The sequence below is a fragment of the Micromonospora sp. NPDC005206 genome (assembly GCF_040608175.1).
In the GTDB taxonomy this organism is placed as follows: Bacteria; Actinomycetota; Actinomycetes; order Mycobacteriales; family Micromonosporaceae; genus Micromonospora.
Map to the genome: position 1 here is coordinate 1 of NZ_JBEXHU010000032.1, position 18,523 is coordinate 18,523.

Here is an 18,523-nt window from a genome sequence, read left to right on the forward strand (position 1 = left end):
ATCGCCCTCGCGGAATACCGTTCGGCTGGAACCGCGTCGCGCCACTCGCCGAGAGGCGACCTGCACACCGACACCAACGCCGCCCCCAGCCCACCGGCCAGGGGCGGCGTTGTGTGCGTCAGTTGCCGGTTCCTCGGTTCGCGAACATGCCTCGGTTGACCTATGTTCATGGGGTCGCTCGCGTGGGAGGGGGTGTCGGGGATGGGTCTGCGGACCTTCATCGAGGGTTGGCCGGTCTACCGGCAGCTCACCGGCACGGACCCGCTGGGTCGGGGCGCCGCGGCGCAGTCTGCCCGCTCGGCGGAGTTGACCCCCCGCACCGAGGACGCCGACAGCGTGGCCCGCTCGGTCTGCCCGTACTGCGCGGTGGGTTGCGGTCAGCGGGTGTTCGTGAAGGACGGGCAGGTCACCCAGATCGAGGGCGACCCGGACAGCCCGATCTCGCGGGGCCGGCTCTGTCCGAAGGGTTCGGCCAGCAAGAGCCTGGTGACCAGCCCGTTGCGGCAGACGAAGGTTCGCTACCGCCGGCCGTACTCCACGCAGTGGGAGGATCTGGAGCTCGACACCGCGCTCGACATGATCGCCGACCGGTTGCTTGCCGCCCGCGAGCAGACCTGGGAGGACGTCGACGGCGAGGGCCGGCCGCTCAACCGGACGCTGGGCATCTCCAGCCTGGGTGGGGCGACGCTGGACAACGAGGAGAACTACCTCATCAAGAAGTTGTTCACCGCGATGGGGGCGCTGCAGATCGAGAACCAGGCCCGTATTTGACACTCCGCCACCGTCCCCGGTCTGGGGGCCAGCTTCGGTCGTGGCGGTGCGACGGATTTTCAGCAGGACATCGCCAACGCTGACGTCATCGTCATTCAGGGTTCGAACATGGCCGAGGCGCATCCGGTGGGCTTCCAGTGGGTGATGGAGGCGAAGCGTCGGGGCGCGAAGGTCTTCCACGTGGACCCGCGGTTCACCCGGACCAGCGCGGTGGCGGACGCCTACCTGCCGATCCGGGCGGGCACCGACATCGCCCTGCTGGGCGGGGTGGTGCGGTACATCCTGGACAACGAGCTGGATTTCCGGGAGTACGTGCTGTCGTACACCAACGCGGCGACGATCGTCAGCGAGCAGTTCACCGACACCGAGGAAGGCGACGGGTTCTTCTCCGGCTTCGACCCGGCGACCGGCAGCTACGTGCAGGACAGCTGGCAGTACGAGGGGCACGAGAACTCGTCTGGCAGCGGCCACACCGCGAAGGAACGGGACACCGCCGCCGGCCTGCGCCATGAGTCGCACGGCGCGGAGGTGGGCGGGCAGACCCGCCGCGACGAGACGTTGCAGCACCCACGCTGCGTTTACCAGATCCTCAAGCGGCACTTCGCCCGCTACACGCCGGAGATGGTCGAGCGGGTCTGCGGCATCTCCCAGGAGAAGTTCCTGGAGCTGGCCGAGGCCTGGACGCGGAACTCCGGCCGGGAACGCACCGGCATGCTCATCTACTCGGTGGGCTGGACGCAGCACAGCGTGGGCGTGCAGTACATCCGCACGGGCGCGATCATCCAGCTGCTGCTGGGCAACATGGGTCGCCCAGGCGGCGGAGTGATGGCGCTGCGCGGGCACGCCAGCATCCAGGGCTCCACGGACATCCCGACGCTGTTCAACCTCCTGCCCGGTTACCTGCCGATGCCACACCACGCCGACCACCCGACGTTCGACGAGTGGGTGGACAGCATCCGCCACCCGGGGCAGAAGGGCTTCTGGGGCAACGCCCGCTCGTTCGCGGCGAGCCTGCTCAAGGCGTACTGGGGGGACGCGGCCACCGCCGAGAACGACTTCTGTTACGGCTACCTGCCCCGGATGACTGGCGACCACGGCACCTACCAGCAGGTGCTGAACATGATCGACGGGAAGATCAAGGGATACTTCCTGCTCGGGCAGAACCCGGCGGTCGGTTCGGCGCACGGGCGGGCGCAGCGCCTCGGCATGGCGAACCTGGACTGGCTGGTCGTCCGCGACCTGTTCATGATTGAGAGTGCGACGTTCTGGCAGAACGGCCCCGAGGTGGCCACCGGCGAGATCGTGCCGGAAGAGTGCCGTACCGAAGTGTTCTTCCTGCCCGCGGCCTCGCATGTGGAGAAGGAGGGCAGCTTCACGCAGACGCAGCGGCTGTTGCAGTGGCGGGAGAAGGCCGTCGAACCGCCCGGCGACGCCCGTTCCGAGCTGTGGTTCTTCTACCACCTCGGCCGAAAGCTGCGGGAGAAGCTGGCCGGGTCGGAGCTGCCACGCGACCGGGCGCTGCTCGACCTCACCTGGGACTACCCCACGCACGGCCCGCACGCCGAGCCGAGCGGCGAATCGGTGCTGCGCGAAATCAACGGGTACGACGTGTCGACCGGCCGCCCACTGTCCTCGTTCGGCGAGGCCCGCGCGGACGGCTCCACCGCAATCGGCTGCTGGATCTACACCGGTGTCTACGCGGACGGGGTGAACCAGGCGGCCCGGCGCAAGTCTCGCCACGAGCAGGACTGGGTGGCCGCCGAGTGGGGCTGGGCGTGGCCGGCGAACCGTCGCATCCTCTACAACCGGGCCTCGGCCGACCCGGACGGCAACCCGTGGAGCGAGCGCAAACGCTACGTCTGGTGGGATCCGGACAAGGGCGAGTGGACCGGCTACGACGTGCCGGACTTCGAGAAGACCAAACCACCGTCGTACCGGCCGCCCCCGGGTACGTCCGGCACCGAGGGCATCGCCGGCGACGACCCGTTCGTCATGCAGGGCGACGGCAAGGGCTGGCTGTACGCGCCCAGCGGGGTCCTGGACGGGCCGTTGCCCACGCACTACGAGCCGGTCGAGTCGCCGGTACGTAACCCGCTCTACCGGCAGCAGGCCAACCCGACCCGCAAGATGTACGCCCATCCGGCCAACTCGGTGAACCCGAGCCCGCCGCAGGAGCACAGTCAGGTCTTCCCGTACGTGTTCACGGTCAGCCGGCTCACCGAACACCACACGGCCGGCGGCATGAGTCGGACGGTCCGTCCGCTGGCCGAGCTGCAGCCGGAGATGTTCGTCGAGGTGTCGCCGGAGTTGGCCGCCGAGGTCGGGTTGACGCACCTGGGCTGGGCCCACCTGATCAGCGGCCGCGCCGCCATCGAGGCGAAGGTGCTGGTGACGGACCGGTTGACGCCGTTGCGGGTGGACGGGCGGATCATCCACCAGGTGTGGTTGCCGTACCACTTCGGTTTCGAGGGCCTGGTGACCGGCGACTCGGCCAACGACCTGTTCGGGATCAGCCTCGACCCCAACGTCCTGATCCAGGAGAGCAAGGTCGGCACCTGCGACGTCCGGGCCGGCCGCCGGCCCACCGGCCCGGAGCTGCTCGACCTGGTGGCCGAGTATCAGCGGCGGGCGGGAATCACGCCGGGCCGCAACGCCCCGGTGATCACCACCGACAGCGACGGGGAGGGGCGCGGTGATTCCTGACCCGAACAGCCTGTACGGGCCGCTGGATCCGGCACCGGACGCCGGTTGGTCGACCGCGCCGCCGCGGATGGGGTTCTTCACCGACACCAGCGTCTGCATCGGCTGCAAGGCCTGCGAGGTGGCCTGCAAGGAGTGGAACGGGGTGCCCGGCTCCGGCCTGGACCTGCTCGGCATGTCGTACGACAACACGGGCGCGCTGACCGCGAACTCGTGGCGGCATGTCGCGTTCATCGAGCAGCCCCGCCCCGACGTGCTCGGCACTCCCATCGCCCCGGGTGGCCCTCGCGGTGACAGTGGCACCCGCGGCGACGGCCGGGGGCCGGAGTTCCTCGGGATGCCGGGTGCGCAGCCGCCGGGTCGGGGCACCGGCGCGGAGCAACGCACCGATTTCCGCTGGCTGATGATGTCCGACGTGTGCAAGCACTGCACCCACGCCGCGTGCCTGGACGTGTGCCCGACCGGCTCGCTCTTCCGCACCGAGTTCGGCACCGTCGTGGTGCAGGAGGACATCTGCAACGGCTGTGGCTACTGCATCTCCGCCTGCCCGTACGGCGTGATCGACCAGCGCAAGGACGACGGTCGGGCCTGGAAGTGCACGCTCTGCTACGACCGGCTCGGCGCGGGCATGACCCCGGCGTGTGCGCAGGCGTGCCCGACCGAGTCGATCCAGTACGGGCCCCTCGACGAGCTGCGGGAGCGGGCCGCCACACGGGTCGCGACGCTGCACGAGCGCGGAGTACCCGAGGCACGGCTGTACGGGCATGACCCGAACGACGGGGTGGGTGGTGATGGGGCGTTCTTCCTGTTGTTGGATGAGCCGGAGGTGTACGGGCTGCCGCCGGACCCGATCGTGACCACCCGCGATCTGCCGGCCATGTGGAAACGCGCCGGGCTCGCCGCACTGGCCATGGCGGCGGCCACCGTCGCCGCGTTCGTCGGAGGTTCCTCGTGAGTCCGCACCACCCGGAGGTGGGCGACCTGTTCCGCCGCTTCCGCGACCGGCTGGACCGGCCGGAGACGAGCATCCAGGGCCGGCCGGGCGGCGCCGACGCGGACGTGACCCCGCAGCCGCAGCGCAACGCCGAACACAAGGGCCGGCGTGGTGGTCGTCGCGGCGGTGGCGAGGAACTGCGGGTGCCGGAGGCCGAGTTCACCTCGTACTATGGCCGGCCGGTCCTGAAGGCGCCGGTCTGGAAGTGGGACATCGCCGCGTACCTGTTCACCGGCGGGCTGGCCGCCGGCTCGTCGCTGCTCGCCGCGGGCGGGCAGCTCACCGGCCGACCGGTGCTGCGCCGGGCCGGCCGGGTCACCGCGCTGGCCGCCGTCAGCGCCAGCGCCGTCTTCCTGGTCCGGGACCTGGGCAGGCCGGCCCGGTTCCACCACATGCTCCGGATCGCCAAGCCCACCTCGCCGATGTCGATGGGCACCTGGATCCTCACCGCCTTCGGGCCGGCGGCCGGGGTCGCCGCGATCGCCGAGGCCTCCGGCTGGCTGCCCCGGCGCGGGCTGCTCGGGCTGGTCCGCCGGGCGCTGCCGCCGGTCGGGCACGCGGCCGGGCTGCTCGCCGCCGGCACCGCGCCCGCGCTGGCCACGTACACCGGCGTGCTGCTCGCCGACACGGCCGTGCCGTCGTGGCACGAGGCGTACCCGGAGCTGCCGGTCATCTTCGCGGGCAGCGCCCTGGCCAGCGGCGCCGGCGTGGGTCTGCTCGCCGCGCCGCCGGCCGAGGCTGGGCCGGCCCGCCGGATGGCGGTGGCCGGCGCGGCCATGGAACTGTACGGCGCGCACCGGGTGGAAACCCGCCTCGGCCTGCTCAGCGAGCCGTACCGGCGGGGCCGGCCTGGTCGGTTGCTGCGCGCCGGTCGGCTGCTGACCGCGGCCGGGGTGGCCGGCGCTCTGGTCGGCCGGCGCAGCCGGGTGGTCGGCGCGTTCTCCGGTGCCGCTCTGCTGGCCGCTTCCGTCGCGACCCGGTTCGGCATCTTCTACGGCGGCGTCGCGTCCGCCCGTGACCCCCGCTACACGGTGGTGCCGCAGCGCGAGCGGCTCGAAGCCCGCCGGACCGAGGGCGGATCTGTCACCTGACCGGGCGGTCCCGCCCGCGCTGTGATCGAATGTCCGATGGAGGCGTTCAGGCGGCTGGTGCCCCTCCCGGTCTTCAAAACCGGTGTGGTCCGGGACCCGGGCCAGGCGGGTTCGATTCCCGTCCGCTTCCGCCAACAGGCGGCAGGAGATGACGCGATGGGCGACGGCCCGGTGGACCCGCGGCGCCGGGTGCCCGGCACCGACACGCTGCTCGCCGACCCGCGGCTGGCCGCGGCCACCGCGACGCTCGGCCGGGACCGGGTGAAGGCGGTCGTCGGCCGGGCGCAGGAGCGGGCCCGCCGCGGCGAGATCGGCCCCGACGAGGTGCGTGACGCGGCCGTCGCCGCGCTGCCCGCACCCGGCCCCCGCGCGGTGCTCAACGCCACCGGCGTCGTGCTGCACACCAATCTGGGTCGGGCGCCGCTGTCGCCCACCGCGGTCGCCGCGATCGTGGCCGCCGCCGGGCACACCGACGTGGAGCTGGACCTGAGCACCGGGCGGCGGGCCCGCCGCGGCCGCGACGCGCTCGACGCGCTGGCCGCTGCCGTACCGGACGCGGGCGCCGTGCACGTGGTCAACAACGGCGCCGCCGCCCTGGTGCTGGCCGCCACCGCGTTGGCCGCCGGCCGGGAGATCGTGGTCAGCCGGGGCGAGCTGGTCGAGATCGGCGACGGTTTCCGCCTGCCCGACCTGCTGGAGAGCACCGGCGCCCGGCTGCGGGAGGTGGGCACCACCAACCGCACCACCCTCGCCGACTACGCGGCCGCGCTCGGCCCGAGGACCGGCTTCGTGCTCAAGGTGCACCCGTCGAACTTCCAGGTCACCGGTTTCACCTCGGCCACCCCGGTACGGCAGCTGGCCACCCTGGGTGTGCCGGTGGTCGTCGACATCGGTTCGGGGCTGCTCGTCCCGGATCCACTGCTGCCCGACGAGCCCGACGCGGCCGGCACGCTGCGCGCCGGCGCCACGCTGGTCACCGCCAGCGGCGACAAGCTGCTCGGCGGCCCGCAGGCGGGGCTGCTGCTCGGCGACGCCGAGCTGGTCGACCGGCTGCGCCGCCATCCGCTGGCGCGGGCGTTGCGCGTGGACAAACTCACCCTGGCCGCGCTGGCCGCCACTCTGCAGAGCCCGGACACGCCGACCCGGCTCGCGCTGCACGCCGACCCGGGGGTCCTGCGTGAGCGGGTGGAGCGGCTGCGCGACCGTCTCGGCGTGGACGGCCGCAAGGCGGAGGTGGTGCCGGCCGTCGCCGTGGTCGGCGGTGGCGGCGCTCCCGGGGTGGAGCTGGACTCCTGGGCGCTGAGCCTGCCCGAGCGGTACGCCGCTCCGCTGCGCACCGGCGAGCAGCCGGTGCTCGGCCGGGTGGTGCGTGGCCGGCTCCTGCTCGACCTGCGCTGCGTACCCGCCACGGATGACGAGACGGTCCGGGCGGCCGTGCTGCGCGTACCCGGGGACGACTGACCGTGTTCGTCGTCGCCACCGCGGGGCACGTCGACCATGGCAAGTCGACCCTGGTCCGCGCGTTGACCGGGATGGAGCCCGACCGGTGGGCCGAGGAACGCCGCCGGGGGATGACCATCGATTTGGGTTTCGCCTGGACGACTCTGCCGTCCGGCGGCACGGTCGCGTTCGTCGACGTACCCGGTCACGAGCGATTCGTGCCGAACATGCTCGCCGGGGTCGGCCCGGTGCCGGCGGCGCTGATCGTGGTTGCCGCCGACGAGGGGTGGATGCCGCAGTCCGCCGAGCACCTGGCGGCGCTGGACGCGCTCGGCGTCGCGTACGGCCTGCTGGCGGTGACCCGCGCGGACCTGGCCGATCCGGGGCCCGCGACGGCCCGGGCCCGGGCCGAGATCGCGGCGACGAGTCTCGGCGCGGTGGAGACGGTGGCGGTCAGCGGGCTGACCGGCGCCGGCCTGCCGGAGCTGCGCGCCGCCCTGGACCGGCTCGCCGCCGGGCTGCCGGCCCCTACGGTGGATGACCCGGTCCGGCTCTGGGTCGACCGCAGCTTCACCGTGCGGGGCAGCGGCACCGTGGTCACCGGCACGCTCGGCGCCGGCCGCTTGCGGGTTGGTGACGAGTTGGAGTTGGCCGGCAGTGACGAACCGGTCCGGGTACGCGGCCTGCACTCGCTCGGCCAGGCCCGTCCCGAGGTGGCGGCGGTGGCGCGGGTGGCGGTCAACCTGCGCGGTACGCCCCGCGACCGGCTCGCCCGCGGCGACGCGCTGCTCGCCCCGGGTCGGTTCCACCGCAGTGACCTCGTCGACGTCCGGCTCACCGGCGACCCGGCGGCCGACCTGCCGGCCACCCTCACCCTGCACGTGGGGTCGGCGGCGGTGCCGGTGCGGGTCCGCCCGCTCGGCCCGGACACCGTGCGGCTCCGGTTGGCCCGCCCGCTGCCCCTGCTGGTCGGTGACCGGGCGCTGCTGCGCGATCCGGGGCGGCACCAGGTGGCCGGTGGGGTGCGGGTGCTGGACGTGGCCCCGCCGCCGCTGGTCCGCCGGGGCGCCGCCGCCGCCCGCGCGCAGGTCCTCGCCGACCTGGACGGCCGACCCGACCTGGCCGGCGAACTGCGCCGCCGCCGACTGGTCCGGTCCGGCACGCTGGTCCGGATGGGCGTGCCGGTGCACGCCGCGCCGGTGGCTGGCGACTGGCTGGCCGATCCCGGGCACTGGCGGCGACTCGGTGACCAGTTGGCCGAGGAGGTTGCCCGCTACGCCCGGGAGCACCCGCTGGAGCCGGGGGTGCCGGTGGACGCCCTGTGTCAGCGTCTCGCACTGCCCGACCGGGTGCTGGTCGAGGCTCTGGTCCGGCCGCCGCTGCGGATCCACGCTGGCCGGGTCGGCGAGGCGAGCGCCGGCGCGCTGCCTGAGCCGGTGGCGCGGGCCGTGCGGCGGGTCCGCGCCGAGTACGCCGACCGGCCGTTCCGCGCCCCGGAAGCCGATCGCCTCGTGGACCTGGGCCTGGGCCCCCGGGAGATCGGGGCCGCGGTGCGCGCCGGCGCGTTGCTGCGGCTGGCCGACACTGTGGTGCTGCTCCCCGACGCGCTCGACGACGCGGTGCGGGTGCTGGCCGGGCTGCCCCAGCCGTTCACCCTCTCCGCGGCCCGGCAGGCGTTGGACACCACCCGCCGGGTGGCGGTGCCGTTGCTGGAGCTGCTCGACCGGCGGGGTGCGACCCGCCGGCTGCCCGACGACGCCCGGGTCGTCGTCACCTGAGCGGCTCGTTCGGCCCACGAGCCGCGTGCTCTGCTCACGATGGGCGCAACGCCGCAAGCCCGTTGGTGACGCGGTGTGCGGCGGTGGCGGTGCCGCGCCCGCCTGGTCGCGTCCCTTTGCTCTGCTTCAACCGGCGCAACAGTTACGTTCCGTCATGCGACGCGATGTCGCCTCGGTTGCGTTGATTCGGTCTTCCTGCACTTCGGACCTGGTGTTGCGTCCTGTTAAGCAGAGCAAAGGATGCGGAGTAGGCCCGGCGGTGAAACTCGAGACTGACATAGCGTTACGGCGACGTGGCCGACGCCGCAGATCGCGCCGCGTGACCTGCCGCGCGTGATTGAGGGCTGATCGGATTGCGGCGGGCTGCCAGGGTGTGGGGATGGCCGAGCCGTCCCCAACCGGCCACCACATCTCCGAACGTCACCTACGGTGACGCCATGGACCCTTCGGCGGTCTGGCGGGATCGGCAGCACCGGTGGCGGATCGAGGCGTACCGCGCCCCGGACCTGCGGTTCGCCATCTACGCCACCAACGGCCCCACCGAGTCCGCCCCGCTCTGGTTGTTCGGCATGTCGGCGCTGGCGCGGTGGCTGATGACCCACGCCATCTCCCTGGACGACCTGGACACCGACTGAGCGGGCGCCGGCCGGCAGGAAACCGGACCCACAACCGGCCCCGCTGCGGTTGAGTGGCCTGAGGCGGGGGACGGGGGTACGCGATGGGCGCTCAGCTGGGGCAGTTGGTGCTGGTGGCCGTGCTGGTGCTGATCAACGCCGCGCTCTCCGGTAGCGAGATGGCGCTGGTGACGCTGCGCGAGGGGCAGCTGCGGCGGTTGGGCCGGCGGACCCGCGCCGGCGACCGGCTGGTGCGGCTCTCCCGCGACCCGAACCGCTACCTGGCCACCATCCAGCTCGGCATCACCCTGGCCGGGTTCCTCGCCTCGGCGGCCGCCGCGGTGTCGCTGGCCGAGCCGCTGGTCGCCCCGCTCGGCTTCCTCGGCGCGGCGGCCCGCCCCGCCGCGGTGGTGCTGGTGACGGTGGCGCTGACGTTCGTCACCCTGGTGATCGGTGAGCTGGCCCCGAAGCGGTTGGCGATGCAGCGGGCGGAACGCTGGGCGCTGCTCAGCGCCGGCCCGCTGGACCTGCTCGCACGGCTGTCCCGGCCGGCGGTGTGGCTGCTCAGCCGGACCACCGACGCCGTGGTCCGGTTGGCTGGTGGCAATCCGAAGGCCAGCCGGGAGGAGACCAGCGAGGAGGAGTTGCGCGAGATGCTGGTCAGTCAGCGTGGCCTGTCGGCCCAGCAGCGGGAGATCCTGACCGGAGCGTTCGACATCGCCGGGCGGACGCTGCGGGAGATCCTGGTGGCCCGGCGGGAGGTGACCGCGCTGCCGGCCACCCTGGCCGCCGGCGAGGGAGTACGACGGCTCGCCGTCGCCGGGCGGTCCCGCGCGCCGGTCATCGGTCCCGGCGGCCTGGACGAGGTGATCGGTGTGGTGCACATCCGCGACCTGGTGCGGGCCGGCGACGGCACGGTGGGGGAGCTGGCCCGCCCGCCGCTGTTGCTGCCGGTCACGCTGCCGGTCGCCGACGCGCTGCGCCAGCTTCGTCTGGAGCACCAGCAGCTGGCCCTGGTGGTTGACGAGCACGGCGGCATCGACGGCATGGTCACCCTGGAGGACCTGCTGGCGGAGGTGGTCGGCGAGTTGTACGACGAGACCGACCGGGACGTGCACGAAGTCGTTCGCGAGCCGGACGGGTCGCTGCTGGTGCCCGGTGACTTTCCGCTGCACGACCTGCCCGACCTGGGGGTGCGGTTGAGCTTCCCGCTGTCGCGGGAGTACACGACGGTGGCCGGGTTGGTGCTGGCCCGGCTCCGTCACCTGCCCGGCGAGCCGGGGGAGACCGTCCGGCTGCCCGGGCTGACGCTGGAGGTGGTGGAGGTCGCCGACCGGGCGGTCCGCCGCGTGCGGCTGCGCGGGTTCACCGAGGAGCGTTGACTGGCCGGCCGGCCTTTCGGGGCGCCACCCGGACGGGGGACAACCCCGTCGAATCCGCCCACGGCGGATGTCTCCCGCATACGGTGCGATACGTGAAGGACCGAGGGTTTCGTACGTTCGTCACGGTGCTGGCCGGCCTCGCGGTGATCTATTTCGGCACCGCCGGCCGCAGCCCCGAGGAGGGCCGGGGCATCTCCGGCGGGCTGGTGGTGCTGGCGCTGCTCGCCGCGCTGCTGGTGTGGCACCTGACCCGGCCGGGCGACAAGACCGTCAAGTGAGCCTCAGCCGGTGGCGGCGCGGGTGACCTCACCGGCGGACTCCTCGCCGAGCGCCACCCGTACCAGCGCCGAGGCGAGCCGGCCGAAGTCTCGCTCGGCGACCAGCCCGGCCAGCCCGTCCGGTGAGCCCGGCAGGCCCAGCCGCTTCGCCCCCGCCAACGCCCGGCGGTCGACGTACGGGCGCAGGTCGGACCAGACCGTCTGCGCCTCGCGCAGGTAGATGTCCGCGCCGGTGGGCCCGATGCCGGGGAACTCGGTGAGCCGGCGACGCAGGCCGGCCGGGTCACCGCGGGCCTCCGCGTGCAGCCGCCGCAGGTCGCCGTGCCAGCGGTCCAGGCACAGGCGGGCGCCGGTGCCGAGCATGGTGGCCGTCCGCTCGTCGTAACGGCGGTAGTGGCCCCGGCCCAGCGCGTCGACCCGTTGCTGCCAACTGGCCGCCTCCATCGCCTGCGGTGTGCGGTAGCCGGCCGCGAACAGCTCCCGCGCGGCGTCCACCGCCACGCAGGCACGGATCCGGGTGCTCAGCAGGGTGGTCAGCACCAGCAACTGGTACAGCGGCCCGGGTCGGTCGGCGAGCCGGATGCCGGCGTCCTCCGCGTAGGTGTGGCTCCTGCGGTCCAGCAGGACCTGCGCCACGGTTCGGTCGTTGCCCACGTCCGACGGGTACCCGCCCCGTGGACGGCTAGCCTTCCCGCCGGTGACCGGGTCCGGAATGCCGACGGGTCGGGCGGGTATGCGTTCGGTGGAGGCGGTCGATGCCGCCTGCCATACCCGGAGGGAGACACCCGTGGTCAACCCGCAGCAGGAGGAGCTCCGGCGCAACGCCAAGGGAGCCACCAGTCAGGACAGCAAGGGGCCCAACCCGACCGGACACCCGCTGAACCGCGGCTCGTCTCGTGGAGACGCGGGTCGGCCGGTGCCCAAGGGCCAGGTGTCGCCGTACGGCCCGACCGGTGAGCCGATCGCCGACGACGACAGCGACAACCGGATCTAACGACCGCCACGTGACGGCCGCCGCAACCTGTTCCAGGTGGCGGCGGTCGTCAGCCCGTACGCCAGGTGCGGCACGATGTCGGCGATCCAGTCGGAGCGCCGCCAGGTGCGCGGGTTGGTGATGCCCAGCGCGGTGATCGACCCGTCGGTCATCGTCATCACGCCGGCGCCGAGCACGCCGGTGGCCACCGGCAGCGGCTGTCGCCGGCCACGGGCGTAGAGCGCGAACGCGACGCCGGCGGCGACGCCCAGCCCGTAGCCGACCAGGGCCCCGAGGCCGGAGCGACGGTTCGTCGCCGGGGCCCCGGATCCCAGCTGTACGTGCGCGATCCTCGCCAGCCGGTCGACGGTCTGCTCCGGGGTGCTGCTCGCCGGTCGCGCCCGCAGGGCAATGTCCAGGTAGCTGACCACGTTGAGCGCGGTGCTGCCGACGGCGCCCGCGATGGCGCCGTCGGCCAGGTCGGCCCTCCTCACTTCGGGTCGCCTGGTTTGCGCTCACTCTTGGGGCCGTACGTGCGCTCGCCGCGCACCACGCCCCGTTGACCGCGATCCTCCTGCAGGATCCGGTTGGCGACCTGGTTGGCCTTGCCGTCGGGCACCCGCCGTCCGGAGTCGTCGATCGCGTTGCGCATCCGCGCCCGCTGCTTGTCGTAGGCGTTGCTGCCCGGCCGTGGTCCTGGCATCTGCTGCCTCCTTCGTCGCCGTTGGCGTACCGCGGCCGTCTACCCGTCTGGCCGCGGGCCAACCCCGGGTGTCAGCGGGGACCGCGCACCACGGCGACGGGGCACCGCGCGTGGTGCAGCACCGACTGGCTCACCGACCCCAGCAGCAACCCGGTCACCTCGCCGCGCCCCTGCCCGCCGACGACCACCAGTTGGGCCGAGCCGGACGCCTCGGCGAGCACGGTGCCGGCCCGGCCGTGCACCGCCCGCCAGGTCAGCCGCAGCCCGAGACAGCGCTCGGTCAGCCCGGCCAGCGACTCGGTGAGCACCCGCTCCTCCTCGCCGTGCAGCCGCGCCTCGTCGTACACCAGGGGTTGCATGTCACCGGGGCCGGTGCTGGGCGGATGCCGGTAGGCGTGCACCGCCAACAGCGGCACGTCGCGCGCCACGGCGGCCTCGGCGGCGAACTCGGCGGCGAGCCGGGACGCCGCCGAACCGTCCATCCCGACCAGCACCGGCTCGTCGGGACGTTCCGCGCCGCGGGCCACCAACACCGGGCAGTCGGCGTACGCGGCGACCTGCACCGCCACCGACCCGACCACCAGCGAGGCGAATCCGCCCAGCCCGCGGTCGCCGAGCACGATGAGCGCGGCGGTGGGGGATTCGCCCACCAGCACCGCGGAGGCCTCGCCGTCGATGATCTCGCCGGAGATCGACAGCCCGGGTGCGGTGGCTTCGGCCTCGGCCACGGCGGCGGCGACGAGTTCCTCAGCCTGGTGGCGCAGCCCGCCGCCGGGGGGAGCGTCCGGGGCGGGGGAGTCCGGCACGCGCAGCAGTGGCCAGATGAACCCGTGCACCACGCGCAGCGGCCGGTGTCGGCGGGCGGCCTCCGCGGCGGCGAGGCGGACCGCGCGCAGGGACGGCTCCGAGCCGTCCACGCCGACCACCACGGCCGCGCTGTGCGCCGAGTTCACCGGGCCACCTCCCCCGGGACCAGTATCGCGGCGGGGACGGTCCGACGGAGCGATACTGCCCAGAGCGTCCGGGTCGGTACGCTGGCGACGACCAGCCGGGAGGGAGCGTCGTCGATGGGTGAGCCGGACCAGCCGAGCACGGCCCGCATGATCGACTTCTGGCTCGGTGGGGATCACCACTTCCCCGTCGACGTGGCCGCCGCGACCGCGTTCGAGCAGGCGTACGGGCCGTGCGCGCCGGTGTTCCGGGAGTTGCGGGCCTTTCTCGGTCGGGCGGTGCGGGCCATCGCCGGGCAGGGCGTCGACGGGTTCCTCGTCTTCGGCGCGGGAGTGCCCACGATGGGCAACGTGCACGAGGTGGCCGCCGAGGCCACCGTGCTCTACACCGACGTCGACCCGGTCACCATCCGGCTGGGGCAGCGCATCCTCGCCGGCAGCGACCGGGCCGGCTACGGATTCGGGGACGCCACCGACATCGGCACCGTCGACCCGGCGCAGCTGCACCGCTTCGTCCCGGGCTGGGGCCGCCGGCCGGTCGGGGTGATCTTCCTCGGGCTGGCGGCGTTCCTCGACGACGACACGCTGGCCCGCACCCTCGACGAGCTGTACGCCGCCGCGGCGCCGGGCAGCATGCTCGCCGTGGACTTCGACACCGAGGAGCTGGCTGATCATCCGGAGGCGCTGGCGATGATGGGACCGACCTTCCGGATGCGCGCGCCGTCCGCGTTCGCGCCGCTGCTGGGTCGGTGGGCGCCGACGGCGGACGGCATCGTCCCGGTCAACCGGTGGCGGCCGGACGGCCCGCCCGCACCGGTGCCCGACGCGTTCCACGGCGTGCTGGCCACCCGCGGCGGCGACTGACCTCCGGCGACCGCGCCGACGGGCGGTCCGTGGGCGTCCGTATGATGCTTGCCCTGTAGCAAGCTTCTGGAGAGGACGACCATGGTGGACGCCCCGGACGTGGTGTCGCGTGCGCTGCGCGAGGCCCCGCCCGACCAGCTGGCCGAGGCCGCGGACCGGGCGATCCGCTCGGCGCTCAAGGCGGTGCGCACCGACGTGTTCGTCGCCGACTACCGGATCAGCGGGCTCTGGCCGGTGCTGGATCCGGACCTGCCGGCGGCCGGGTTCCTGGCCTGCCACACCATGGCGCAGCGCTGTTTCAGCAGCCAGCAACCGGTACGCGACGCCGCCGAGGAGGGCCCGTGCCGGCTCTACCTGCCGCTGACGGTGTGGGGGGAGCGGCTGGGCGTGCTGCTGATCGAGCTGCCGGCCGTACCGGGCCCGGCCGTCACCGGCGTCGGCACCGACATCGCCGGTGCCCTGGCGATGGCGATGCGGGCCGCGGACCGGGGGACCGACCGGTACCGCCGGGCCCGACGCCGCGAGCGGCTGACCATGGCCGCCGAGATGCAGTGGGACCGGTTGCCCGGGCGCAGCGTGGCGCATCCCGCATTCCATCTGGCTGGCCAGCTCGAACCGGCGTACACCGTCGGCGGGGACCACTTCGACTGGTCACTGGACAGTGACCGGCTCACCGTGACGGTGCTCAACGGCGAGGGCAGCGGCCTGGCCGCGTCGCTGCTGACCGCGGTCACCGTGAACGCGATGCGCAACGCGCGCCGCTCCGGCGGTGGCCTCGTGGAGCAGGCGGAACTGGCCTCGGACACGGTCTTCTACCAGCACCGGGGTCGCCGACACGTGGCCACCCTGCTGCTGGAGCTGGACACCGGCACCGGGCGGGTACGGGCGGTCGACGCCGGGTCGCCGCGGATGTTCCGGCTGCGGGGCGCGGTCGTGGAGCCGCTGAAGCTGGAGCAGCAGCTGCCGCTCGGCATGTTCGCCGAGACTCGCTATGAGCTGCAGGAGTTCCAGCTCGCACCGGGTGACCGCGTCTTCGTGGTCAGCGACGGGGTGTGGGCCGCCGAGCCGGCGGGCCGGGAGCCGTACGGGCAGCGGGTGATGACCCGTTCCCTGCGCGCCACGCGGTTGCAGCCCGCGACCGAGGCGGTTGGTACGGTGATGCGCGAACTGCATGCCTACCACGTGGACTCCGATCCGCGCGACGACGCCGTCGTGGTCTGCCTGGACTGGCACGGTCCGCGCGATCGGGACGGCGGGTGAAAGTCGCCGCCGCTCCATCGGGCGGGCACCAGCGCGACGACGGCAGGGGACATCGGGTGGAGCGACCTGCGGATCTCGCCTCGGCGATCGACACGGCGGCCGAGACGCTGATCGCCGTGCTCGAGTCGGCGGCGTCGCGACACCAGGTGCCGCCGACCCAGTTGCGGGTCCTGACGCTGATCAGCAGCCGGGCCGAGACCAACGTCAACCGGTTGGCGGAGCTGCTGGACGTGGTGCCCTCGTCCGCCAGCCGCCTCTGCGACCGCCTGGAGGCGACCGGGCTGCTGCGCCGGGTGGCCGATCCACGGGACCGGCGCGAGGTGCGGTTGGTGCTGACCGCCGCCGCGCAGACCCTGCTGCGGGAGTTGGCCGAACGGCGGCAGCACGCCGTGCAGGTCGTACTGGACCGGATGTCGCCGCGGGTGCAGCACGACCTGCTGCTGGCGTTGCTGGCGTTCGGTCGGGCGGCGACCCAGGCGGTGCCGGAGCAGCAGACCGACTCCGCGGTACGCACCGCCTGACTCCGCGCCACGCCCTTCCACTAGTATCCTAGGACGCTCTACACGTGGTGATCCACGCCACAGTGCGGCAGAGCCGCACCGAACGGCGGGCCGCGGCACCCGGGGCAGGGGCGAGAGCCCGATATAGTGGCAGCGCACTCACCCGGCCCGTGATCATCGAGATCGCGGGTCGTGTCAGGGAAGAGGTCCCGTCCGGGGCCGCAGGGGGAGCCGGCGGTGGCCGGCCCGACAGCGCGTACGACCTCCGCCGCGCCCGACGTCGGCCGGGCGTCGGAGCGTGCCGCGGAGGAGGTTCGGTGTCGCGTCGGCCGGCTCGGGCAGAGCATCCGCGAGACACCGGTGACCAGACTCCCGGTGACCAGGTGCTCACCCTGCCCAACCTGATCAGCTTCGGGCGACTGCTGGGCGTGCCGCTCTTCCTCTACCTGTTCCTGGTCGCCCGTGCCGACGTGGCGGCGCTCGTCGTGCTGGCCATCGGTGGCACCACCGACTGGGTGGACGGCTGGATCGCCCGCCGGCTGCGCCAGGTGAGCAGACTCGGGGAGTTGCTCGACCCGCTCGCCGACCGGCTCTACATCCTCGCCACGCTGCTCGCCTTCACCGCCCGGGAGGTGGTGCCGTGGGAGTTCACCGCGGCGCTGCTGGCCCGGGAGTTGCTGCTGCTCGGCTCGCTGGGGGTGCTGCGCCGCTACGGGTACGGGCCGCCGCCGGTGCACTACGTGGGCAAGACCGCCACCTTCCTGCTGCTCGCCGCGTTCCCGGTGCTGCTGCTGGCCACCGCGTCGACCGGTGTGGCGACCGCGGCCGCCGCGATCGGCTGGGGGCTGGCCTGGTGGGGGCTGGTGCTCTACTGGGTGGCCGGCGGAATGTACGTGGTGCAGGCGGCCCGGCTGGTGCGCGCGGCACGCGACCCGGGAGCGGCAGCGTGAGCGCGCCGCGGTCCGGGGGCAACCGGCCGGAGCGGGTGTACGCGCCGGACTTCCTCACCGAGCTGTTCCGCAACCCGCTCGACCCGGGGTACGCCGACGCGGCGGCCGCCAGGCGGTCGCCTCCGCCCGAGGCGCCGCAGGGGTGGCGGGCCTGGCCGGCGCGTTCGGTCAGCCTGGTCGTGGTGGTGGTGCTGGGCTTCCTCTTCGCGGTGGCGTACCGGCAGACGATGGCGGACGAGCCGGGGCGCAGCAAGGCACGCTCCGGGCTGGTGGCGCAGATCAAGGAGCGGGTGAGCGAGACCGACCGGCTCTCGGCACGCGCCGACGAGCTGCGCGAGGAGGTCAGTCGGCAGCGGGACGCGGCGTTGAGCGGTTCGGCCGCGGCGCGGTTGCGCAACCTGGAGGCGAGCACCGGGCTGGGTCGGGTGCGCGGAGACGGCGTGGTGGTGCGGCTGGCTGACGCGCCGGGTAACCAGGATGTGGTGACCGGCGCGGGCGCGGGGCCGCCCCGGGTGCTCTACAGCGACCTGCAGGGGGTGGCGAACGCGTTGTGGAGCGCGGGCGCGGAGGCGATCGCCATCAACGGGCAGCGGTTGACCTCGACGTCGACGATCCGGTTGGCGGGTGAGGCGATCCTGGTGGATTTCCGGCCGGTGACCGGGCCGTACGAGGTGTCGGCGATCGGCCCGGGCTCGTTGCAGCGGCGGTTCGAGGACAGTCGGAGCGCGGACCTGATGCGGGAGGTCGCGCAGAAGACCGGTCTGTCGTTCGGTGTGCGGGAGGCGGAGGACCTCACCCTGCCGGCGGCGCCGGAGCCGCAGCTACGCTACGCCAAGCCGTCGGTCAGTCCGAGCCCTTCCGCGTCGGGTGTCCGGTCCGGCAGTCCTGGGTCGTCCGGTTCGGGGACGACCGCTAGCCCCTCCGGAGGTGGCCGATGATCGCGGTGCTGGCGTTGCTCGCCGGTGTGGTGCTCGGCGTGTGGCTCGATCCCACGGTGCCGGCGGCGTTGCAGCCGTACCTGCCGATCGCGGTGGTGGCCGCGTTGGACGCGGTGTTCGGTGGGGTGCGGGCGAAGCTGGATCGGATCTTCGACGACAAGCAGTTCGTGGTGTCGTTCATCTCGAATGTGCTGGTCGCTGGTCTGATCGTGTATCTGGGTGACCAGTTGGGCGTGGGCGGACAGTTGTCCACCGGTGTGGTGGTCGTGCTCGGGGTGCGCATCTTCGGCAACGTGGCGGCGATCCGTCGGCACCTGTTCCGGGCGTAGGTTTGTCA

General features: G+C 73.4%; 19 protein-coding genes and 1 tRNA gene. 16 read left to right on the forward strand and 4 right to left on the reverse strand.

Annotation, left to right across the window (positions count from 1 at the left end; genetic code table 11):
- Positions 1-201 precede the first annotated feature (201 nt).
- The 9 genes from fdh to ABZU69_RS33390 all read left to right on the forward strand — a co-directional run bounded on the left by fdh (position 202) and on the right by ABZU69_RS33390 (position 11,048).
- Complete coding sequence (fdh, locus tag ABZU69_RS33350) at positions 202-3,474, forward strand: formate dehydrogenase (RefSeq protein WP_354968273.1); 3,273 nt, start codon at positions 202-204, stop codon at positions 3,472-3,474.
- Entirely contained in the window at positions 3,467-4,426 is a 960-nt protein-coding gene (locus ABZU69_RS33355) for a 4Fe-4S dicluster domain-containing protein (RefSeq protein ID WP_354968311.1), read from the forward strand. Before fdh ends, ABZU69_RS33355 begins: the two co-directional genes overlap by 8 nt.
- Positions 4,423-5,556, forward strand: coding sequence for an NrfD/PsrC family molybdoenzyme membrane anchor subunit (gene nrfD, locus ABZU69_RS33360; protein ID WP_354968274.1), 1,134 nt, complete (start codon positions 4,423-4,425; stop codon positions 5,554-5,556). The genes ABZU69_RS33355 and nrfD overlap by 4 nt, the downstream gene beginning before the upstream one ends.
- 38 nt (positions 5,557-5,594) lie before the next feature.
- Positions 5,595-5,690, forward strand: a tRNA-Sec gene (locus tag ABZU69_RS33365).
- A gap of 22 nt (positions 5,691-5,712) precedes the next feature.
- Positions 5,713-7,017 carry an L-seryl-tRNA(Sec) selenium transferase gene (gene selA / locus ABZU69_RS33370; RefSeq protein WP_354968275.1) on the forward strand — a complete coding sequence of 435 codons (1,305 nt, stop codon included), beginning with the start codon at positions 5,713-5,715 and terminating at the stop codon, positions 7,015-7,017.
- 2 nt (positions 7,018-7,019) lie between these two features.
- Entirely contained in the window at positions 7,020-8,774 is a 1,755-nt protein-coding gene (gene selB, locus ABZU69_RS33375) for a selenocysteine-specific translation elongation factor (protein WP_354968276.1), read from the forward strand.
- A gap of 437 nt (positions 8,775-9,211) precedes the next feature.
- Positions 9,212-9,409 carry a hypothetical protein gene (locus ABZU69_RS33380; protein ID WP_354968277.1) on the forward strand — a complete coding sequence of 66 codons (198 nt, stop codon included), beginning with the start codon at positions 9,212-9,214 and terminating at the stop codon, positions 9,407-9,409.
- Between the two features lie 83 nt (positions 9,410-9,492).
- Positions 9,493-10,770: a hemolysin family protein gene (locus ABZU69_RS33385; protein WP_354968278.1), complete on the forward strand. Its 1,278-nt coding sequence runs from the start codon at positions 9,493-9,495 to the stop codon at positions 10,768-10,770.
- Positions 10,771-10,862: 92 nt separating this feature from the next.
- Complete coding sequence (locus tag ABZU69_RS33390) at positions 10,863-11,048, forward strand: hypothetical protein (RefSeq protein WP_089022156.1); 186 nt, start codon at positions 10,863-10,865, stop codon at positions 11,046-11,048.
- A gap of 3 nt (positions 11,049-11,051) precedes the next feature.
- Here ABZU69_RS33390 and ABZU69_RS33395 read toward each other — a convergent pair whose 3' ends face one another.
- Positions 11,052-11,702, reverse strand: a complete 651-nt coding sequence (locus ABZU69_RS33395; protein ID WP_354968279.1) for a hypothetical protein — start codon at positions 11,700-11,702, stop codon at positions 11,052-11,054.
- 133 nt (positions 11,703-11,835) lie between these two features.
- Between ABZU69_RS33395 and ABZU69_RS33400 the strand changes: the two genes are divergently transcribed.
- Positions 11,836-12,042 (forward strand): hypothetical protein, encoded by a 207-nt coding sequence (locus tag ABZU69_RS33400; protein WP_354968280.1) that lies wholly within the window; start codon positions 11,836-11,838, stop codon positions 12,040-12,042.
- On the opposite strand, the gene ABZU69_RS33405 is transcribed toward ABZU69_RS33400, so the two are convergent.
- The 3 genes from ABZU69_RS33405 to ABZU69_RS33415 form a co-directional block, all read right to left on the reverse strand.
- Positions 12,039-12,515 carry a hypothetical protein gene (locus tag ABZU69_RS33405; RefSeq protein WP_354968281.1) on the reverse strand — a complete coding sequence of 159 codons (477 nt, stop codon included), beginning with the start codon at positions 12,513-12,515 and terminating at the stop codon, positions 12,039-12,041. The two genes, ABZU69_RS33400 and ABZU69_RS33405, sit on opposite strands and share 4 nt — an antisense overlap.
- On the reverse strand, positions 12,512-12,724 hold the full coding sequence (locus ABZU69_RS33410) for a phosphatidylethanolamine-binding protein (protein ID WP_354968282.1): 213 nt from the start codon (positions 12,722-12,724) through the stop codon (positions 12,512-12,514). Before ABZU69_RS33410 ends, ABZU69_RS33405 begins: the two co-directional genes overlap by 4 nt.
- Before the next feature lie 71 nt (positions 12,725-12,795).
- Positions 12,796-13,677 (reverse strand): universal stress protein, encoded by an 882-nt coding sequence (locus tag ABZU69_RS33415; protein ID WP_354968283.1) that lies wholly within the window; start codon positions 13,675-13,677, stop codon positions 12,796-12,798.
- A gap of 114 nt (positions 13,678-13,791) precedes the next feature.
- Here ABZU69_RS33415 and ABZU69_RS33420 point away from each other — a divergent pair, with 114 nt between their 5' ends.
- The 6 genes from ABZU69_RS33420 (at position 13,792) to ABZU69_RS33445 (ending at position 18,515) form a co-directional block, all read left to right on the forward strand.
- Positions 13,792-14,538, forward strand: coding sequence for an SAM-dependent methyltransferase (locus ABZU69_RS33420; protein WP_354968284.1), 747 nt, complete (start codon positions 13,792-13,794; stop codon positions 14,536-14,538).
- 81 nt (positions 14,539-14,619) lie between these two features.
- Entirely contained in the window at positions 14,620-15,798 is a 1,179-nt protein-coding gene (locus ABZU69_RS33425) for a PP2C family protein-serine/threonine phosphatase (RefSeq protein WP_354968285.1), read from the forward strand.
- A 56-nt stretch (positions 15,799-15,854) separates the two neighbouring features.
- Positions 15,855-16,319 carry a MarR family transcriptional regulator gene (locus ABZU69_RS33430; RefSeq protein ID WP_354968286.1) on the forward strand — a complete coding sequence of 155 codons (465 nt, stop codon included), beginning with the start codon at positions 15,855-15,857 and terminating at the stop codon, positions 16,317-16,319.
- Between the two features lie 296 nt (positions 16,320-16,615).
- Positions 16,616-17,248: a CDP-alcohol phosphatidyltransferase family protein gene (locus tag ABZU69_RS33435; RefSeq protein WP_354968287.1), complete on the forward strand. Its 633-nt coding sequence runs from the start codon at positions 16,616-16,618 to the stop codon at positions 17,246-17,248.
- Positions 17,245-18,186, forward strand: coding sequence for a DUF881 domain-containing protein (locus ABZU69_RS33440; protein WP_354968288.1), 942 nt, complete (start codon positions 17,245-17,247; stop codon positions 18,184-18,186). Before ABZU69_RS33435 ends, ABZU69_RS33440 begins: the two co-directional genes overlap by 4 nt.
- Positions 18,183-18,515: a small basic family protein gene (locus tag ABZU69_RS33445; protein WP_007460356.1), complete on the forward strand. Its 333-nt coding sequence runs from the start codon at positions 18,183-18,185 to the stop codon at positions 18,513-18,515. Before ABZU69_RS33440 ends, ABZU69_RS33445 begins: the two co-directional genes overlap by 4 nt.
- Positions 18,516-18,523: the final 8 nt, after the last annotated feature.

What these genes read in the sequence shown, in the direction of transcription:
- ABZU69_RS33385 (WP_354968278.1), top strand. Translation starts at nt 9,493, where the DNA reads ATGGGCGCTCAGCTGGGGCAGTTGGTGCTGGTGGCCGTGCTGGTGCTG.
- ABZU69_RS33410 (WP_354968282.1), bottom strand. Translation starts at nt 12,724, where the DNA reads ATGCCAGGACCACGGCCGGGCAGCAACGCCTACGACAAGCAGCGGGCG.
- ABZU69_RS33425 (WP_354968285.1), top strand. Translation starts at nt 14,620, where the DNA reads ATGGTGGACGCCCCGGACGTGGTGTCGCGTGCGCTGCGCGAGGCCCCG.
- selA (WP_354968275.1), top strand. Translation starts at nt 5,713, where the DNA reads ATGGGCGACGGCCCGGTGGACCCGCGGCGCCGGGTGCCCGGCACCGAC.
- ABZU69_RS33420 (WP_354968284.1), top strand. Translation starts at nt 13,792, where the DNA reads ATGGGTGAGCCGGACCAGCCGAGCACGGCCCGCATGATCGACTTCTGG.
- ABZU69_RS33380 (WP_354968277.1), top strand. Translation starts at nt 9,212, where the DNA reads ATGGACCCTTCGGCGGTCTGGCGGGATCGGCAGCACCGGTGGCGGATC.
- ABZU69_RS33445 (WP_007460356.1), top strand. Translation starts at nt 18,183, where the DNA reads ATGATCGCGGTGCTGGCGTTGCTCGCCGGTGTGGTGCTCGGCGTGTGG.